The organism is Okeania sp. (assembly GCF_983059655.1).
In genome coordinates this window covers 17,052-34,003 of record NZ_CEZPJD010000007.1, presented here as the reverse complement: position 1 = coordinate 34,003, position 16,952 = coordinate 17,052, and the positions used below count along the sequence as shown (strand labels likewise).

General features: G+C 37.0%; 15 protein-coding genes and 1 pseudogene. 7 read left to right on the top strand and 9 right to left on the bottom strand.

Annotation, left to right across the window (positions count from 1 at the left end):
- The first annotated feature begins 480 nt into the window (after positions 1-480).
- From AC3DU7_RS01270 to AC3DU7_RS01255, 4 genes are all read left to right on the top strand, one after another.
- Entirely contained in the window at positions 481-1,152 is a 672-nt protein-coding gene (locus AC3DU7_RS01270) for a Uma2 family endonuclease (protein ID WP_488037559.1), read from the top strand.
- Between the two features lie 226 nt (positions 1,153-1,378).
- Positions 1,379-1,642: a hypothetical protein gene (locus AC3DU7_RS01265; protein ID WP_488037558.1), complete on the top strand. Its 264-nt coding sequence runs from the start codon at positions 1,379-1,381 to the stop codon at positions 1,640-1,642.
- Positions 1,635-1,793: a hypothetical protein gene (locus AC3DU7_RS01260; protein ID WP_488037557.1), complete on the top strand. Its 159-nt coding sequence runs from the start codon at positions 1,635-1,637 to the stop codon at positions 1,791-1,793. Before AC3DU7_RS01265 ends, AC3DU7_RS01260 begins: the two co-directional genes overlap by 8 nt.
- 31 nt (positions 1,794-1,824) lie before the next feature.
- Complete coding sequence (locus tag AC3DU7_RS01255) at positions 1,825-2,067, top strand: type II toxin-antitoxin system VapC family toxin (protein WP_488037556.1); 243 nt, start codon at positions 1,825-1,827, stop codon at positions 2,065-2,067.
- Between the two features lie 69 nt (positions 2,068-2,136).
- On the opposite strand, the gene AC3DU7_RS01250 is transcribed toward AC3DU7_RS01255, so the two are convergent.
- A complete protein-coding gene (locus AC3DU7_RS01250; RefSeq protein WP_488037555.1) occupies positions 2,137-2,334 on the bottom strand; it encodes a hypothetical protein in 198 nt (65 codons plus the stop codon).
- A gap of 102 nt (positions 2,335-2,436) precedes the next feature.
- Between AC3DU7_RS01250 and AC3DU7_RS01245 the strand changes: the two are divergent.
- From AC3DU7_RS01245 to AC3DU7_RS01235, 3 genes and pseudogenes are all read left to right on the top strand, one after another.
- Positions 2,437-3,757, top strand: a pseudogene (locus tag AC3DU7_RS01245) (class I SAM-dependent methyltransferase).
- Positions 3,758-3,983: 226 nt separating this feature from the next.
- Positions 3,984-4,508: a type IV pilin-like G/H family protein gene (locus AC3DU7_RS01240; protein ID WP_488037554.1), complete on the top strand. Its 525-nt coding sequence runs from the start codon at positions 3,984-3,986 to the stop codon at positions 4,506-4,508.
- Positions 4,509-4,627: 119 nt separating this feature from the next.
- A complete protein-coding gene (locus AC3DU7_RS01235; protein WP_488037553.1) occupies positions 4,628-6,832 on the top strand; it encodes an O-linked N-acetylglucosamine transferase, SPINDLY family protein in 2,205 nt (734 codons plus the stop codon).
- Between the two features lie 23 nt (positions 6,833-6,855).
- Here AC3DU7_RS01235 and AC3DU7_RS01230 read toward each other — a convergent pair whose 3' ends face one another.
- From AC3DU7_RS01230 to AC3DU7_RS01195, 8 genes are all read right to left on the bottom strand, one after another.
- Positions 6,856-9,555 carry a hypothetical protein gene (locus AC3DU7_RS01230; RefSeq protein ID WP_488037552.1) on the bottom strand — a complete coding sequence of 900 codons (2,700 nt, stop codon included), beginning with the start codon at positions 9,553-9,555 and terminating at the stop codon, positions 6,856-6,858.
- A gap of 25 nt (positions 9,556-9,580) precedes the next feature.
- A complete protein-coding gene (gene pseI, locus AC3DU7_RS01225) occupies positions 9,581-10,633 on the bottom strand; it encodes a pseudaminic acid synthase (RefSeq protein WP_488037551.1) in 1,053 nt (350 codons plus the stop codon).
- A 24-nt stretch (positions 10,634-10,657) separates the two neighbouring features.
- The gene (pseG, locus tag AC3DU7_RS01220) at positions 10,658-12,148 is read right to left on the bottom strand and encodes a UDP-2,4-diacetamido-2,4,6-trideoxy-beta-L-altropyranose hydrolase (RefSeq protein ID WP_488037550.1); all 1,491 of its coding nucleotides are present in this window, start codon (positions 12,146-12,148) and stop codon (positions 10,658-10,660) included.
- Between the two features lie 59 nt (positions 12,149-12,207).
- Positions 12,208-13,473, bottom strand: coding sequence for an MBL fold metallo-hydrolase (locus tag AC3DU7_RS01215; RefSeq protein WP_488037549.1), 1,266 nt, complete (start codon positions 13,471-13,473; stop codon positions 12,208-12,210).
- A 4-nt stretch (positions 13,474-13,477) separates the two neighbouring features.
- The gene (locus AC3DU7_RS01210; RefSeq protein WP_488037548.1) at positions 13,478-13,807 is read right to left on the bottom strand and encodes a TylF/MycF/NovP-related O-methyltransferase; all 330 of its coding nucleotides are present in this window, start codon (positions 13,805-13,807) and stop codon (positions 13,478-13,480) included.
- An 83-nt stretch (positions 13,808-13,890) separates the two neighbouring features.
- On the bottom strand, positions 13,891-14,313 hold the full coding sequence (locus AC3DU7_RS01205) for a hypothetical protein (RefSeq protein ID WP_488037547.1): 423 nt from the start codon (positions 14,311-14,313) through the stop codon (positions 13,891-13,893).
- A 35-nt stretch (positions 14,314-14,348) separates the two neighbouring features.
- Positions 14,349-16,379 (bottom strand): aminotransferase class III-fold pyridoxal phosphate-dependent enzyme, encoded by a 2,031-nt coding sequence (locus AC3DU7_RS01200; protein ID WP_488037546.1) that lies wholly within the window; start codon positions 16,377-16,379, stop codon positions 14,349-14,351.
- Positions 16,380-16,405: 26 nt separating this feature from the next.
- Positions 16,406-16,951: a GNAT family N-acetyltransferase gene (locus tag AC3DU7_RS01195; protein ID WP_488037545.1), complete on the bottom strand. Its 546-nt coding sequence runs from the start codon at positions 16,949-16,951 to the stop codon at positions 16,406-16,408.
- Between the last annotated feature and the right edge of the window lies 1 nt (position 16,952).

Genomic DNA, 16,952 nt, shown 5'->3' with positions numbered 1-16,952 from the left:
GATTTTAAATATATAGGTTAATGTATTCTATCTTGAATTTGTGTAATATTTAATTACAGTTTATGCCTTGATTAAAGTACAGTACTTCCTGAAATTAAACTAGGTGGGCATAAATAAACATTAAAACGAATAATCTGAAAATGAAGCTAGAAAGCAGTTTTGAACTAATTTTCAAAGTTTTTAATTTCCATCGCTATTTTATGGATAATTAAACCCACCTACTTTAACTATTAATACTGTATTTATCATCTATTATGAAATTTATCAGTCCTAAGATAGACTTTACCTCTAAGAAAATATTTGGCTAGACTAATTAAGTTATCAAAAAAAAGTACTTCTTCATAAACTTTTTCTCTGACAAAAACCTTTGAAAAACTGATACATAAATTGTCTATTTTGTCAATTTTTATGTTAAGAAAAACGTTTATAAAGCATAGCTCTAAAAGGAAGAGGTAATTATCCATTATCCATTATCCATTAATGAATATGACATCTTCACCATCTAATATCTTAAATTATCAATTGCCACCATTAGAAAATGGCGATCGCCTAACTAGACTAGAATTCGAGCGTCGTTATCAAGCTATGCCAGAACTTAAAAAAGCTGAATTAATTCAAGGAGTCGTATATATGGCATCCCCATTACGTTTCCAACCCCACGCCGAACCTCACGGGCGTTTAATTACTTGGTTGGGAGTCTATCAAGCTGCTACACCTCAAGTCCAAATGGGAATTGAACCAACAGTTCGGTTGGATATTGATAATGAACTACAACCGGATGGTGTCTTGCTAATTAAACCCGAAAGTGGCGGACAGTCTAGACTCAGCAATGAGGGGTATATAGAAGGGCCACCGGAGTTGGTGGTGGAAATTGCTGCTAGTAGTGCAACTATAGATTTAGGGGATAAAAAACTTGCTTATCAGCGCAGTGGAGTACGGGAATATATTGTTTGGCAGGTGTTTGAGCAAAAAATTGATTGGTTTAGTTTAAAGGATGGGAATTATATTTCCTTGGTACCGAATGAACGGGGGGTAATTTGTTCTGTAGTATTTCCGGGGTTGTGGTTAGATGTATCTGCTATGTTGGCAGGAAATATGCAGCAAGTGTTGGCAGTTTTGCAAGCTGGAATTATAGCTGAAGTCAGAAGTTAGAAGTCAGAAGTCAGAAGTTAAATTTGCAGCACGGACTATGAGGAAGTTGAGGTTTTGGACCTCTCGGTTCAGGTTTGATATCAGTTTGAAAAAAGAATGTTACTAATAATGAGGGCAATTCTAGGTTTTTTCTGACGGAATGCTCTGCAAATAGCTTCTAGAAATTTCAAATGCCTTAATGCGTACTGCTATACCATGTTGAAAATCCAGAAATTATATCTTGATTATGAATTTTGAATTCGTACAAACTTTAGCTCAAGTTATTCGTTTTTTTCCAGAAGAAGAAAGAAATTTATTAGAGACTAAAATTCAACATAAATATCAAAAGCAAAACACGTTGCAAAAACTCCAAGAACTAGGAAATAAAATACAAAAGCGTCGAGGTAAAAAAGCATTAGAAATAACTCCTGAAGAATTGATTATCAAAATGAGAGAAGAACGCACAGAAAAATCAATGAAAGTTTGCTTTCCAGATGGAGATAATGAATGAAAAAAAAATAATTTGCATAGATGCAAGTTTTATTATTAGGTTAGCAATTAGTGGTACTGAAATACCTAGTTTTAGTAATCTATGGACTCAGTGGGAATTGAGAGGCTATACTAAAATTGCTCCCACTTTAGTTTTATTACGAGGTAACTAATGCTTTTCATCGCTACGTTATTTCTGGTTTATTGACTTCAGAAGAGGCAACAGAAGCTTTGGAATATATTTTGAATTTAGAAATTATCCTTCATGGTAATGCTAGTTTGCATCGACGTGCTTTAAATCTAGCTCAAAATTTAACCCTCTCAGCAGCTTATGATGCTCATTATCTTGCTCTTGCAGAACAATTATCAGCAGATTTTTATACTGCTGATAGTCGTTTATTTAATATCGTAAAAACCTATTTATCTTGGATATACTTGGTTAGTTAATCCTGAATAAATAGTAATTATTTGAGCTTTAATTGAGAATATACTTAATGTTTTGATTGGAGCGATCGCTCACTCTACATTCTCAACTTGCTGCAAAAGTCGCCACCCCAATAATATCCCTACAACTATTGGAGGCGTGAGTACAGCTATGATGGCGTTGGTTGCTGTAGAGGAAATAGAAATATAAGGGCCACCATATTTTATTAACAGGGAAAGTCCAGCAGAGAGAATTAGGACTTTGAGAATGAAAATTATTTGATTATTCATATTACGATGTTAATATCGACGCTTATATCAATCAAAATTTAATCTATTCATAATTATACAGAATAGGTATATTTATAACTCAGAATTACTAATTAAACAATTATGAACTATCAAGAATCAGAACTACAAGCAAAAATCCGTCAACAATTTGATGTAGTAACTTATCCTAGAGTACCTGTAGAAAAATCTCCTAAAGATGACTATGAATTACTTTATATTCATAATCTAGTCACACCATATTATCTGAGAAATCAAAAAGTAATAAACACTGAAGGCAAAGTTATTTTAGATGCGGGATGTGGCAGTGGTTATAAAGCATTAGTATTAGCAGAAGCAAATCCAGGGGCGAAAATAGTTGGTATTGATATTTCCGAAAAATCTGTGGAATTAGCCCGTAAACGTCTGCAATATCATGGTTTTGATAATGCCGAATTTCATGTATTGCCCATAGAATAATTGCCAAGTTTAGGTTTAGAGTTTGACTATATTAATTGTGATGAAGTGCTTTATTTATTGCCAGATATAGTTATTGGTTTGCAGGCAATGAAATCTGTTTTAAAACCTGATGGAATTATTAGAACAAATCTCCATAGTTCACTAAACCGTCATTATTACTTTAAAGCTCAAGAAGTTTTCAAAATGATGGGATTAATGAATAAAAATCCTGGAGAAATGGAAATGGAGTTGGCACGAGAAACTCTGGCAGCTTTGAAAGATTCCATCATACTGAAGCGGCAAGTTTGGAATCAAGAAAGGGCAAAAGATGAAGAATGGATACACATGAATTATTTACTTCTGGAGGATAAAGGTTTGACCATCCCTGAAATTTTTGCTGCTTTGAAAAGTGCCGATTTGGAATTTATTAATATGGTGAAATGGCGACAGTGGGAAATAATGGATTTGTTTAAAAATGAGGATGATTTGCCAGCTTTTCTAGGAATGAGTTTGCCAGAAATTTCTGTGGAGGAACGACTGCATTTATTTGAACTTTTACAACCTATGCACTGTTTGCTAGACTTTTGGTGCGGTCATCCCCAGGAAAATGAATCTTTTGTCCCTGTTTCAGAATGGACTGACTTTGACTGGCAAAAGGCCAAATTACAACTCCATCCTCAGTTGAGCAATTCTCAGGCTAGAGAGGATTTGATTAACTGTATCAATAACTATAAGCCTTTTGAGATTAGTAGTTATGTGAAGTTGCCCAGCTGATCACCTATTCATATAGATAGTAGTATTGCTGTTTGTCTACTACCTCTGTGGGATGGGGTTTGTACTATAGAGTCTTTAGTAGAACGATTGGTAAAGATTAGACCATTAGACCCTATTACTCTGGAAACTGTAGGCCAGGGTAGTGGTTGGGAGGAAGTTAAGGAATTATTTGGATACTTTAGATCCTTTTCTTTATGTTTTGTTGGAACTTTAGTTTATAGTTAGTAGGTTGGTAGAAGAAAAAAGCGATCGCTTTAAGTCATACCATCGCAATAACTGTCTTAAAATTTCGTCCCTCCTCGTTTTGGCCATTTGACAACATTATTAAACTCACCTACTGAGGAAAAAATTTCTGTGGGAGATGATATGAAATTTGGGGAAGTTGGGTAAGTTAGGTTCAGGAGATAAATTTTATTTGTCCAATTTTTATAGGAGAAAACATGAAAACTGAATTTAAGGCCAAGTTCTTGCAGCACGTTGCTAAGAAGAAAAAAGAAGAGGGTTTTACCCTGATTGAATTGTTGGTGGTTATCATCATTATCGGTATTTTGTCTGCTATTGCTCTGCCTTCATTCTTGAACCAAGCTAATAAGGCCAAGCAATCTGAAGCAAAGCAATATATTAGTTCTATCAACAAAGGTCAGCAAGCTTATTACGCTGAAAATACTAATTTTGCTGCTAATGCAGGCGACTTAGGGTTAGGGATAAGAACAGAAACTACTAACTATACCTATTCTATAGGTACTGGTACTATAGGCACACAAGCCGGAGCAACTTCTGTTACTGGTCAAGCAGGAAATGGTTTGAGAGGATATGGTGGTACTGTATTTTTAGTCCAAGCTGGTCAAGCGTTAACTTCACAGACAATTCTTTGTGAAAATACAATTGTTGCTGCGACTTACACCTACGGTGCTCTTACTACTTGTATAGCTAATGGTGGTCCTGGCTGGACAGATGTCAGATAGTATTAAAATATAGTAACAGCAATAAAATTTTGCTAGTTTCACTCAAGCAAATAAAAATACTCAAAACATCTAGGTAGCGCTTAAAACGCTACCTATTTTGTTACAACAATTATTTTTTTATGAATACAATTAATTGGCAACAGCAAGCCGATAGATACCTAATGGATGAGGAGTATGCTAGAGCTGCAAATCTCTATGAAAAGGCAATATCAGCAGAACCTCAAAATAAATCTCACTACTGGAACTTAGGACTAATGTTGCTTTTGCAAGGGCAAGAGATGGAGGCGCAGACGACCTGGTTGATAGGTATGGCAGAGGAAGAAGATGAAATAGTGGAGCAGTGGACTTCAGAATTGATCCAAGTATTGGAAACAGAAGCTAATCGTCGAGCAACCATAGAAGATTACTCTATAGCTTGGGCAATTAGGCAGCATATCCGGGAACTAAATCCTACAGAAATAAATAATCTTTTGCATTTGGTAGATTTATCTATTGAGCTTGAGAACTATACAGGAAATGAATTAACTGACTTAGGAGTAATTTCATTACTTACGGCAGAAGTAGTTTTAGAATCAAATTATGATTTATTAGTTCATGTCTGGCAAAAAGTCTTGAACTATGCACCTTTACATCCGTCTTCTATAAAATTTACTGAGATTTGCGTCAATAAAATCACAGAACCCACAGATATTGCTAGAATGTTGTTACCTGTAGTATATGAAATTGCTTATTCAAAAAAAGAACAACCCACTGCAATTAGTTTGTGTGAACTCGGGTTACGTCAGAACCAACATCCAGAACTAATGATTGCTATAGCATCATTTTATGCAGATATTGGTGAATATTCTAAAGCCATTGAGTGGGTTGAACAATCATATTCTTTGGCAGAAGAATTGCCAGATAAAGTTTTTTACAATCACATAATTTTACGGTCGATGATGAATGCAGGTGGATATTGGGAAAAACTTCCTAATTTAATCGACCGACAAGAGTTATTGCTCAAATCTCTAAGCGAACACGATCTAACCAAAATAGGTGCAAGCGTTAATCTAGTTCGCTTATACAATACTGCCTTCTTTTTTCCTTATTTCCGAGATTGCTTGGAGAGCAACGTTAAACTTCGCATTCAAGTAGCAAAGGTTTGCCAAAAAAATCTTGAAGCCCTGTATGAGAAAAACATTAAACTTTATCGTCAAGGTAGAGATCGAAAAGCAATCCCTTCAAAAAAACCTCTCAAGATAGGTTATCTTTGTCATTGTCTGAGAAGACATTCTGTAGGTTGGATAGCCAGATGGTTATTTCAGCATCATAATCGCGATCGCTTTCAAATTTATGCTTACTTACTTGCATCAAAAAATGAGAACGACCCCTTACAGCAATGGTATGTTCAGCAAGCTACTCAAGCTTACAGATATGGTTTGGCCGGTCCGGAAGTAGCAGAACAAATTTATCAAGATGAAATTGACATCTTAATCGATCTTGATAGCATTACATTAAGCAGTAGTTGTGGTATTGTTGCAAGTAAACCTGCCCCTATTCAAGCCACTTGGCTAGGTTGGGATGCTTCAGGAATCCCAACTATTGATTATTTTATTGCCGATCCCTATGTTTTGCCAGAAAATGCAGGAGATTATTATTTAGAAAAAATCTGGCGACTACCTCAAACTTATGTAGCGGTAGATGGTTTTGAAATTGGCGTGCCAAGTCTACGTCGCAATGACTTGAATATTCCTAGTGATGCTGTAGTTTATTTTAGCGCTCAGAGAGGGCCTAAGTACAATCCTCAAACTGTCAGGTTACAAATGAAGATTCTCAAGGAAGTGCCCAATAGCTACTTTGTGATTAAAGGTTTTGGTGATTCAGAAGCACTTAACACATTTATGCTAAAAATAGCAGAAGAAGAAGGCTTGGATAGCAAATATTTGCGATTTATTCCGAGAGTTGCCTTTGAAGAAATTCATCGAGCTAATTTAGGTATCGCAGATATTATCTTAGATACTTATCCTTATAATGGTGCGACTACAACTCTAGAAACCCTATGGTTTGGTATTCCTATTGTAACAAAAGTAGGCGAACAGTTTTGCTCTAGAAATAGCTATACAATGATGATGAATGCTGGTATTACCGAAGGCATTGCTTGGAGTGATGAAGAATATGTGGAGTGGGGAATTAGATTAGGTAAAGATGAAGCCTTGCGACAACAAATATCTTGGAAACTCAGAAAGTCAAGGCAAACAGCTCCACTATGGAATGCCAAACAATTTACTAGGGAGATGGAAAAAGCATACGAGCAAATGTGGCAAATTTATACTGATGGGAAATAAAAATAAGTAACTCAGTCATCTTCCTACGACATTAACCTAATATTTTCTAATTTTAATGAAGGGATTACATCAGCTTCTATTTGGGAAATAACTGCTTTATTTTCATTTTCTAAAACAATTCGACCATAACTTAACCTTAAAAGAGTTTGCCAAGGTTTCCAACCTATGTTTCCTATCAGGGCAATCTCTGGCCCATCTTCAACATTCAAATCTTCTTCCATCAACAAGCTCATGGCAATTCCAGATATGGCTGCATCGGCATCTTCATCAGTTATATTGGTAGTATCAATTAGCAGGGTAATCTTCTGCTTATCCTGCTTATTCGCAACAGCTCTGATTACAGTTGCTATTTCTTCATATAGAAAATCTTCTGGCTGTTTCCAATCTGGGAAAATAATCAGGTTAATCTCTCTTAATCTTAAACTTTCCCGTAGCACCTTTTCTAAATCTTTTTCCCAAAAGTCTTTAAATATTGCTGAGTTTTCATGAATTACTAGCATTGGTAACTCAATTTTATGAATAGAATCTGATGTCACTACCATGTTAAATAAGTATTCAGATAATTGACTAACTGTTAAGATTTCTTGAGCAGTTTTTAGAATACTAACTAGCCAATTCTTACTAATAATAGTAAATCCTAATATACTGATAGGAACATAATAAAGTAAAGGTAAACTTGCCATTGCTTGTTTATATTCCTTCATAGTTACTAGATCTTTGACGGTAAAAATAGTTTGCCTAGTAAAAATTCTATATTCAGTGGTTATTTCAGAAAAAGGAAGCCAGCCACCAAATAATACTCCCTGATTTACTTCATTATCATCAGCGGTTAAAACTTCCATTGCTGATAATACTATTGACTCATCATATTGTTGAATAAAGCTATTTGCTACTAAAACATAGTCTTCCTGAATATTGTCTAATTTATTAATTAGTAATTCTATAACATCACGATGATTTTTACCCTGACAATCACCTCCATCGTGAAAAGTAATATTCTTACATCTGAGTCTTTCTCTCCAATTTGATAAGTTCTTTTGATTTTCTAAATCATTATGGAAATCTACATAAATAATTGCTAAAGGGAAAGATAAATGTAAGTTGCTTTTTTCTGATATATTTACCTTGATTTTTTGTTGAGCTTGTGTAATTTCTGTCAATTCTTGAAGTAAAAATTCATCTTCTATTTTTGTTTCACTCGGATAATTCACATCGGGTAAATTATATAGATAAGAGCCATGAATAATGCGATCGCATACTTGATCTAACATTGGGTCATTCCCTGGTTTTAGTTCTTCATTACTCTGATATTTTATAGACCTAGTATCAAACGAACTAAACTTAACTGAAAATTTATGAAAATAGGCATGAGTGAAACGATATAATTTTCTTAAATCTTCTAAAGTTGGTTTAGCTAATTCTGACATCAGGTAATCAACTTGTTTTTCTAGATATTCTGGTGTCGAGCTATTAAAAGTATGCCTCAAAGCTTGCCCATATATAGAATTTTCAAACGATGCAGCAGGAATACCTCTAACTGTTGCCTCAATAGACACTGTACTAAAAAAACAAATAGCAGCATCGATATGCCATAGCAAAGCATAGGAAGTTAATTCCTCAGATGGCATAACAATTCTAACATTACTTGGAGCTGATATTGCTTGCTTATAAGCTCGTGAGAGAAAATCAGTTTCTCCTTGATTGAATCTTCCTCCCCAAATATTCGGATGATGTCTAATTACTAAATATTCATTCCGCTTTGAAAATATTTCGATGAGAGAATCTATAACATCTAACTGTTTTGTAATTCCTTCATATTCTTTATATATTGCTAGTTCATCTTCACTAGATGTAAAAACAGCGAAAATTTTAGCACCTAGTGGTATATTAAGCTTATTTAAAACGTCAATATATTCTGTTTTATACTCATAATATTTTTCTCCATTCATATTTTTCCCAGATTCACGTTCGACAAAATACTGTCTTACCTCTTCTAATTCAAATTGAGTTAGAGGTGTATTTTTCCAAGCATTACAAAAATCAATCACTAATTTTTCACTCAAACAATGATGATTATCAAACAATCTATAACTTCTATCTATATAACCTTTTTCTTGTACTATAACATCTATTTTGAACTTGCGAGCAGCTTCAAATGCTACGCGGTATGGAGCTAAACGCGCTCCAAATAAAAACATATTTGTTGGTTGATAATCAGAGAATATTCTTGAAATAGCTCGATAAGTTAATAAACCATCTATCAAATATTGTCTATGAACTTTTCCCACTTCAGGATTTGACAAACTTATGGCTGTTATTCTGAAAAAAGTATAAATAGATGAACTAACCCACTCTCCCAGGGCTAAATCTTGATAAACAGCATGACGATAATTTGATGGGTTAACTGTTTCTACCCATTCAAAAGCTGCTTGATAATCTTCATCTGTAATAAATTCCCGAAGTTGTATGTAGGGGAGTTTGAAATCTTCGCTAAAAAACTTATGACCTGCTTGAGAACAAATTTGACATAATTCTTGTTTTCTATCTCCAGACCCCCTAATAATATAACAATCTTGATAAATTCCATCACAACCAACCACTAGAACATCACAGCCTCGTATTTGTAATGATGTAGCTACCACTGCATCAACGCGAGTGTGTAGAAACCATGCCCAAGGGCCAGAATATGGTGCAAAAAAAAGTACCTTTTTATTTTTTGACATTATCTTAACTCCTTATTGGTTTGACTTATCCAATTAAATTCCAGCTTAGAGGCGTTCCTATTTTTGCGTCTTGATTAATTGATTTTCCTATTAAAATTTTGTAATATTTAGGATGTAAACCCAACCCAGGACGCACTGCCCTCAAATTTTCAGGGGTAAAGATATCCCCCGCCTTCATATCTTTGGCAACATAAAGCGATCGCCTAAATACCAAAGAACTCTTCTCAGCATCAACAGGGCCATATTGTACTCTACCCAAACCCTGCCATGCCCTATTCGACTCTATCACAAGCTGTGCCATTTCCTCTGGTTCCATAGAAAAAGCTGAATCAACTCCTCCATCAGCTCTCCTTAAAGTAAAGTGCTTTTCAATTACTGTAGCACCCAAGGCAACACTTGCCACAGCTACTCCAGTGCCCATTGTATGATCTGACAGACCTACTTGGACATCGAAAAGTTCTTGTAAATGAGGAATAGTCAAAATATTACTATTTTCTGGTGTCGCCGGATAGGTGCTGGTACATTTGAGCAAGATTAAATCTTGACAACCTGCTTCTCTAGCAGTTCGCACTGTCTCATCCAACTCGGCAACAGTTGCCATACCAGTAGAAATAATCATCGGCTTACCAGTGCTGGCAACTTTACGAATCAAAGGTAAATCGGTATTTTCAAAGGAGGCAATCTTGTAGCAAGGGACATTTAGAGATTCAAGAAAATCTACTGCTGTAGCATCAAAAGGAGTGCTAAAGCAAATAATTTCTAGTTCCCGACAACGGTTAAATATGGGTTGATGCCACTCCCAAGGGGTATATGCTTGTTTGTACAAATCGTGTAGAGATTTACCCTGCCATAAACTCTTGGAGTCATCAATAAAAAACTCCCCCTCTTTGATATCGAGAGTCATGGTATCGGCAGTGTAGGTTTGCAGTTTGAGGGCGTGTGCCCCTGTTTTGGCTGCTGCTTCTACGATTTCTAAGGCTCTTTCTAAGGACTGATTGTGGTTGCCTGACATTTCGGCAACAATAAAGGGAGAATAGGAATCACCTATTTTTCTATCTAAAATGCTAATCTCTTTCATACTCTGTCTTAACCAATTTAATTCTTATATTTGTTTGACTAAATGAATCGCAAGTTGCCCTTGCACTTCAGTTTTTGACTCCTGTAAAAAACCTGCATTTGTAAAGGCTCGAATTGAGGCATAATTACTAGCTTTTATATAAGCATGAATTTTTTTTATACTGGTAACATCAAATATTTTTTCAGAAGCTAGCCAAATCAAATTAGTGCCATAACCTAGAGCGCGAAATTCCTTGGCAATGCTAATGGAAATTACTGCTTCACTATTCTCTATATTATACCTAATTTGTCCTATAGGAGAATCATCTTGATTAACACCAATGTAGATTATGCAGTTGGAGTTGTTTAACAGGGAATCGAACCAATTGACATGATCTTCCCAGGGAATTTTTGCCGATGAAAAAGAAACTTTGCGCACAGTCGTTTCATTAGCCCAATCCCACAACAATTTACGATCGCTGTAACGCACCTTTCTCAATCTTAGCTTTTTGGCCTCTAGTTGCATCAAGACCCTACTACTACCATCACCATCTACTAACTGTTGGCTAAGTTTAGTGATTTGCGATCGTTTTTTTCCCTCCTTGATTAATTGAGTGATATTTTGCGATAAACAATTTGCAGAAACATCACTATGCCACCCTAAATTTACAGAGACTCCCATATTGTTTAGTATATCGGCAACCGCCTTTTGATTATCAGCCAAAACTATCAGCAAACTAGGTAATCCCATAAAAGCCAGTTCCCAGGTAGTTGAACCTCCTGCAGCGATCGCTACATCTGCCCAAGCCATCAAATCCGGCATATTAGTCACATTCTTTTGCAACTCTATCGACACCTCTGATTTTTCTACAGCAGCTAAAAGCTTTGCGTAATGAGGATTACTTCCTCCCACAATTATAACCACCTCTAACTCCTCAACTCTCACTTCCTGCAATGCTTGAATAACTTTAAGCGTAACATTATCTGGATCTGCACCACCAAGAGTCACCAAAATTTTTCTAGCTACTAATGGTATTTCCCTTACCCACCCTTGCCATTGCCAAAACTCTCGTCTCAACAACGCATATTTAGTGCCTAATAAAAGTTTTGTGTAAGACTCTCGATTTTGGTAAAATCCCTCATGGGCATAAACATTTTGATTTAAGACAAAATCTGCATAATAATGTTCTGCATGACCGTAATCATCAATAAACAATAAGCTTAACCCTGCATCTTTAATTATGCGCTGATACTTCCCTAAAAAATGGTAGCCATCCACTACTAACCACTGGCAACCACAACTATGAGCTAACTCTGACGTTTCACTTGCATCCTCAACGCTACCCATCTCCACATCCAGATGAACTACTTTCATCCCCTCAGACTTTAGCCTGGATTCTAAATTCGGAGCGTGGTTAGCAAGAGCAAAAATAGCTTCTACACCTTCATCCTGGAAAGCTTGGGCTAAAGCCAAACAACGCATGACATGACCAGTGCCTATTTGTGTAGAAGCATCGACTCTAATTATTAGTTTCATTGTATCTGAGAATTGCGAACGCGAACAAAACAAAAAAACACTACTCAAATGATAATAGCTCAGACATGAAATCTGTTCAAAAAAGCAAAAACTTCTATCTTGTAGATATCTGGCACTCGCTTTACACGATAATGAGAGCCGATCGCAGCATTATTCCAATGGTAAAAACGAACTAACAGTCCAAAAAGATACCTTTCGTCAATGAAAATTTCACTCCTTGGACATAAAGTGTCAACATTATCTGCCAAAACCACCTCTTCCTTGGAAAAGCAATTAATTACTATATACTTTTTCCACTTGTTGGGTTTTATGCAAAAATAATAGGGTTCTTGAACATGGGTTTTTTCTATAGCATTGCTATACGCACTTTTAACCAATGGAAAAATCGGCAGACTATGTCCTTCAATAGGAACAATTTCCTTTTCATAATCATATCCCTCGAAAGGCAACAAAGCAAGGTATTTCTCAATATGTGAACGGTCATATGGTTGAGAACGCACTTCAGACACCTCTAGAGTTTTAAGATCGATAAACGCTTGTCCGCCGTCCGCTAAAACAACAGATATTTCTGGATACTTACTCAGCACATCTGTCTGATCTGCGGTCCCGCGATATTTGTTCAACCGAGATAAGGGTCCCCCTAAAAAATACTTGCCTGCAAACGGCAAAGCCCTAACTGGTTTTAGGGCTTTGATATAGGAAGAATAGAGATTGAGAAATTGCTCCTTTTTAACTTCAGCAGCAACTTCGAGTTCTTGAACAGAATTAAATTCGTAGGTTTGTGGGTAGGGACCAGCACCTGAATATGGAAGCATGGCCAAAGTTGGTCTACCTGTTGGACAAGCACTCAATATTTCATCAATTTGCTTTCGATCAAATGGATTATCATTAAGATTTGCTACAGATAGTTTTTCTCTAGTTACTACCAGCGCCGTATCTATGTTGTCAAATTCATAAGCATTGTTAGGGAATATATACAGGTTTGTCTTGCCAACTTGATCGTGAGATATTTCCACTGGCTGCAAACCATCTATTTGCATTTTTTTATACAAGAATGATCTGTTTTTACTGATCGCAATTTTTGTTTCGGGATACCTAGAAAGGTATTTTTTGATAAACTTAGGATCGTAATGATCTGGATGAATATGGGAAATATAAATTACATCAACATTTGCTCCTATTATATCAAGAGGATTTTCTTTTAGAGGTGGATATTGATACCAAGAACCATCATACGCGCCTGGTGAAAACCAAGGATCGTAGCAGATCGTAATTTCTTCAGTCTCAATAATGACGCAAGCAGAGTAAATATATCGAACTTTCATAAAATTATTGTTCTCCTACCTTGATTTTTCTAAGCAATAAAGTGGGCTGTCGTGTATTCGGTATATGCTCTTGAGCATAGTAATCTCCATATTTTTGCAGAAAGTCGTTAACCGCTACACCCTCCCCAGGAAAGTTTTCACTGTTCCACTCATCAAGAACGAAAACACCACCTTTACTGAGACGGGGATGCAACTCTTTTAATATCAGCAATGTAGATTGATATAAATCAGTGTCGCAGTAAACAAGTGAAAACGCAAGTTCTGGATTGCTCTTAATGAGTTTTGGCAAAGTTTCTTCGATCAGACCCTTGTGAATAACAATCTCGTCAGACATACCATACTGGACTGTTTCATCTTAAATGGTGCATTAGGAAAAAAGGGTCAAACCTTGCCATCACGAGAATTATAGGCAAAAATCTAATGCACAGTTTTAGCTGAAACAGTCCAATACAGTTCGATAAAATCATTTAATTCATCAAAACTGCTCTGATACTTACCTTCTAGCTGATTAGCTTCAGCATCAAATTCTGTAAACTCGGTTAACCCTTGAAAGCTGTCAAATCCGTGAAGCACTTTTAAACAATGAGGATCAAATATTCGCATAACTTTAGCTATAAATAAAAGATTAGCTCCTTTCCATAAACCAAATTCTGCAATATGACCCGGAACTTTGAGAACACTTCTTATTATGTCTAATATGGCAATGAATCGAGCTAAGTTTGCTATGCCACAGTATACAGGCCAGTGATCTACGATCGACCATAGCTCCTGCGGTCCATACTTTTCTGAAATTTTGCCACGTTCGCTCATATATACCTTATCTGTTTTTCCAAATTTCATTATCTTAATTCTCAAAAAATAGGTTGACACTCATCTTAATTCAAGCGTTTAAATCCACTGTGGCATACTGGACCTTTAAGTAAAGTTGCAACATCCAGACCTGCCTCGCATTCTGCGATCATACCAAATACTGGGTCAAGAGCATCAAAGTAGGCTTCTATCACTTCGTGCGTATGTTCTGTGCAAACATAAACAGTAGTAGCAGCTAAATACCCTTTTTCCAGCATCTTTTGGGCAATCAAGGTTTTATATTCCAACATTTTCGGGCTAGGAAAACTAAAACCACTCAAAGCGGGCAAACCAGAAATTTTAATATCTAGATGGTGTTTAGTCGCCAGTCGGCTCCATCCTTCCCGAATAGCTTCTCCCATTTTAGTGATTAGTTCCCAAGACTGATTCTGTTCCATCACTTCTAGTGTCTTTAGTCCAGCCGTTGGACCAATCCGCTCTGTCCAAAATGTGCTGCTGATAAATGTGTTTTGAGCAGCTTCCATGATCTCTCGCCGCCCAATTACTGCTGTAATAGCGTAACCATTACCTAGTGCTTTGCCAAATAATGCCATGTCAGGCTCTACTCTATAAAGCTTATGGAGCCCGCCAAGCGTTTGACGAAATCCCGACGTACATTCATCAAAAACAAGAACAATTCCACGATCGCTGGCTAGTTTTCTGACTTGTTCTAAAAAACCAGTTTGTGGTGCTTCACTACGAGAAACCTCCATCTTGATCGCTCCAATATCATGGTTCTGGACTAAAGCTTCCAGCTCATCAAAGCAATTGTAGGTAAAGGGGTACACCGTATCTCGCAATACGGCAGGTACACCATTAGGTTCTAATCCAGGCAGCAAATGTCCTGCCAAATTACTATCACTACCTAAGTTAGCTGCCAAATACCAATCATGCCAGCCATGATATCCACAAATAGCCACTTTGTCTCGCCCAGCAGCAGCACGAGCGATCCGAATTGCGATCGCATTCGCTTCACCTCCAGTTCTAGCAAATCGCACCATATCTGCCCAAGGGTGTAACTCTACCAATCGTTCAGCTAAATAGACTTCTTCGGGACAGTTGAGGGTAGACATATTGCCTAAAGCAACAACTTGACCTACCGCAGCATCAATTTCTGGGTGTCCGTAGCCCAAGATATTCGTCCCGATACCCATGAGCGACATATCAATGTACTCCCGACCCTCTAGATCCCAAATATGACAACCCTTGGCTTTGCTAAAATAGGTAGGCCACTGTTCGGGTAAAAACATTTCTGCCCGTTTGGACAAAAGCATATTCCCCCCTGGTATGATCCGCTTGGCGCGTTTCCAAAGCTTTTGCCCTTTAGTGAGGGTCACCCCAGCGTTACGGGTGAGGTGCTGATTTGCAGCGAATAGATCGGGGCGCTGGCGTTGTAATTCTAGAACTTCCAGCCAACTAAAATCCTGACGCGGAGCAAAATGTTTAAAGATGTTCTTAATAACTTCAAAGTCTTCTGGTTCATCCACTGTCCAACGTTTGTTAGAATAATTGTCTGTATAAACAATATTTAGAGTTCTAAACTTGCCTGATTCTCTAATATATGGCGTGACATGTTCTCGTTCCTGTGCTTTCAGAGCCTCTTTCCAAGCTTGTGCCAAAGCCCTAAAGGAAAAAACTTCAACATCTAAACCATCAGGATATGTTGGTGGATTGGTATTGCTTAAATAGTCTATGCTATTAGATTTCTCAAAGGTCGATATTGCCCGGTCTACCACTTCAGAATCGACAAGTGGACAATCTGCAGTAATGCGGACAATGACTTCAGGCTGCTCTCGACAAGCTACTTGGTAGTAGCGAGCGAGTACATCATCTTCGCTACCTTGATAAACCTCATAGCCTAAACCCCGAACACAATCAACTAGAGTCTGGTTACGGATATCTTGGGAAGTTGCTACAATAATGCGATCAATTAGCTTAGACTGAGATAGTCGATTCAGCAGCAATTCAATCATCGGGATACCTAACACTGGTTTCATTACCTTTTTGGGCAAACGAGTCGATCCCATCCTAGCTTGTACAATACCAACGATTTTCATATAAAATAATGTCAAACGTATTTATTTCAGTGAATAAAATAAGCCATCAAAACAACTGCCTCTGGCTTACCATTGAGTAGAAAGTGAGCTTTCCTCTGACACTCGAGCTGAAATCCAGCCTTCAAAAAAGCTTTCTGACTGCCCAAGTTACTTGCATAAAAACCAGCCGTTAACTTACGCAAACTCAACTCATATCTAGCAATTTCAATTAACATTGAGATAGCCTTTGACGCAATCCCTTTACCCCAAACATCTGTTTCTCCAATCAGTATACCAACTTCACCTCGTCCGTGATACTTATCAATTGAACTAATTTTGATATTCCCCACGTGTCTTCCTCCACCAGATTCAAGGTATCTGATTCCCAAAAATAGCGTTGTAGGATCGGCCAAGCAGTTTTCAACAAAGTTTCGTGTACTCTCTACCGTATGAGTTGAAAATCGGCTTTCTAGGTAACAATTAACAATCGGGTTATTTAGCCAAGATATATAGACAGAACTTACGTCTGTTGGCAGAAGTAGAAACAGTTCGATAGAGTTACTTGTCCACCGGGGTGTTCTCTCAAAATACATA

What these genes read in the sequence shown, in the direction of transcription:
- pseI (WP_488037551.1), bottom strand. Translation starts at nt 10,633, where the DNA reads ATGAAAGAGATTAGCATTTTAGATAGAAAAATAGGTGATTCCTATTCT.
- AC3DU7_RS01205 (WP_488037547.1), bottom strand. Translation starts at nt 14,313, where the DNA reads ATGAAATTTGGAAAAACAGATAAGGTATATATGAGCGAACGTGGCAAA.
- AC3DU7_RS01270 (WP_488037559.1), top strand. Translation starts at nt 481, where the DNA reads ATGAATATGACATCTTCACCATCTAATATCTTAAATTATCAATTGCCA.
- AC3DU7_RS01265 (WP_488037558.1), top strand. Translation starts at nt 1,379, where the DNA reads ATGAATTTTGAATTCGTACAAACTTTAGCTCAAGTTATTCGTTTTTTT.
- AC3DU7_RS01240 (WP_488037554.1), top strand. Translation starts at nt 3,984, where the DNA reads ATGAAAACTGAATTTAAGGCCAAGTTCTTGCAGCACGTTGCTAAGAAG.
- AC3DU7_RS01210 (WP_488037548.1), bottom strand. Translation starts at nt 13,807, where the DNA reads ATGTCTGACGAGATTGTTATTCACAAGGGTCTGATCGAAGAAACTTTG.
- AC3DU7_RS01200 (WP_488037546.1), bottom strand. Translation starts at nt 16,379, where the DNA reads ATGAAAATCGTTGGTATTGTACAAGCTAGGATGGGATCGACTCGTTTG.
- AC3DU7_RS01195 (WP_488037545.1), bottom strand. Translation starts at nt 16,951, where the DNA reads ATGTATTTTGAGAGAACACCCCGGTGGACAAGTAACTCTATCGAACTG.
- AC3DU7_RS01215 (WP_488037549.1), bottom strand. Translation starts at nt 13,473, where the DNA reads ATGAAAGTTCGATATATTTACTCTGCTTGCGTCATTATTGAGACTGAA.
- pseG (WP_488037550.1), bottom strand. Translation starts at nt 12,148, where the DNA reads ATGAAACTAATAATTAGAGTCGATGCTTCTACACAAATAGGCACTGGT.
- AC3DU7_RS01260 (WP_488037557.1), top strand. Translation starts at nt 1,635, where the DNA reads ATGAATGAAAAAAAAATAATTTGCATAGATGCAAGTTTTATTATTAGG.
- AC3DU7_RS01230 (WP_488037552.1), bottom strand. Translation starts at nt 9,555, where the DNA reads ATGTCAAAAAATAAAAAGGTACTTTTTTTTGCACCATATTCTGGCCCT.
- AC3DU7_RS01235 (WP_488037553.1), top strand. Translation starts at nt 4,628, where the DNA reads ATGAATACAATTAATTGGCAACAGCAAGCCGATAGATACCTAATGGAT.
- AC3DU7_RS01250 (WP_488037555.1), bottom strand. Translation starts at nt 2,334, where the DNA reads ATGAATAATCAAATAATTTTCATTCTCAAAGTCCTAATTCTCTCTGCT.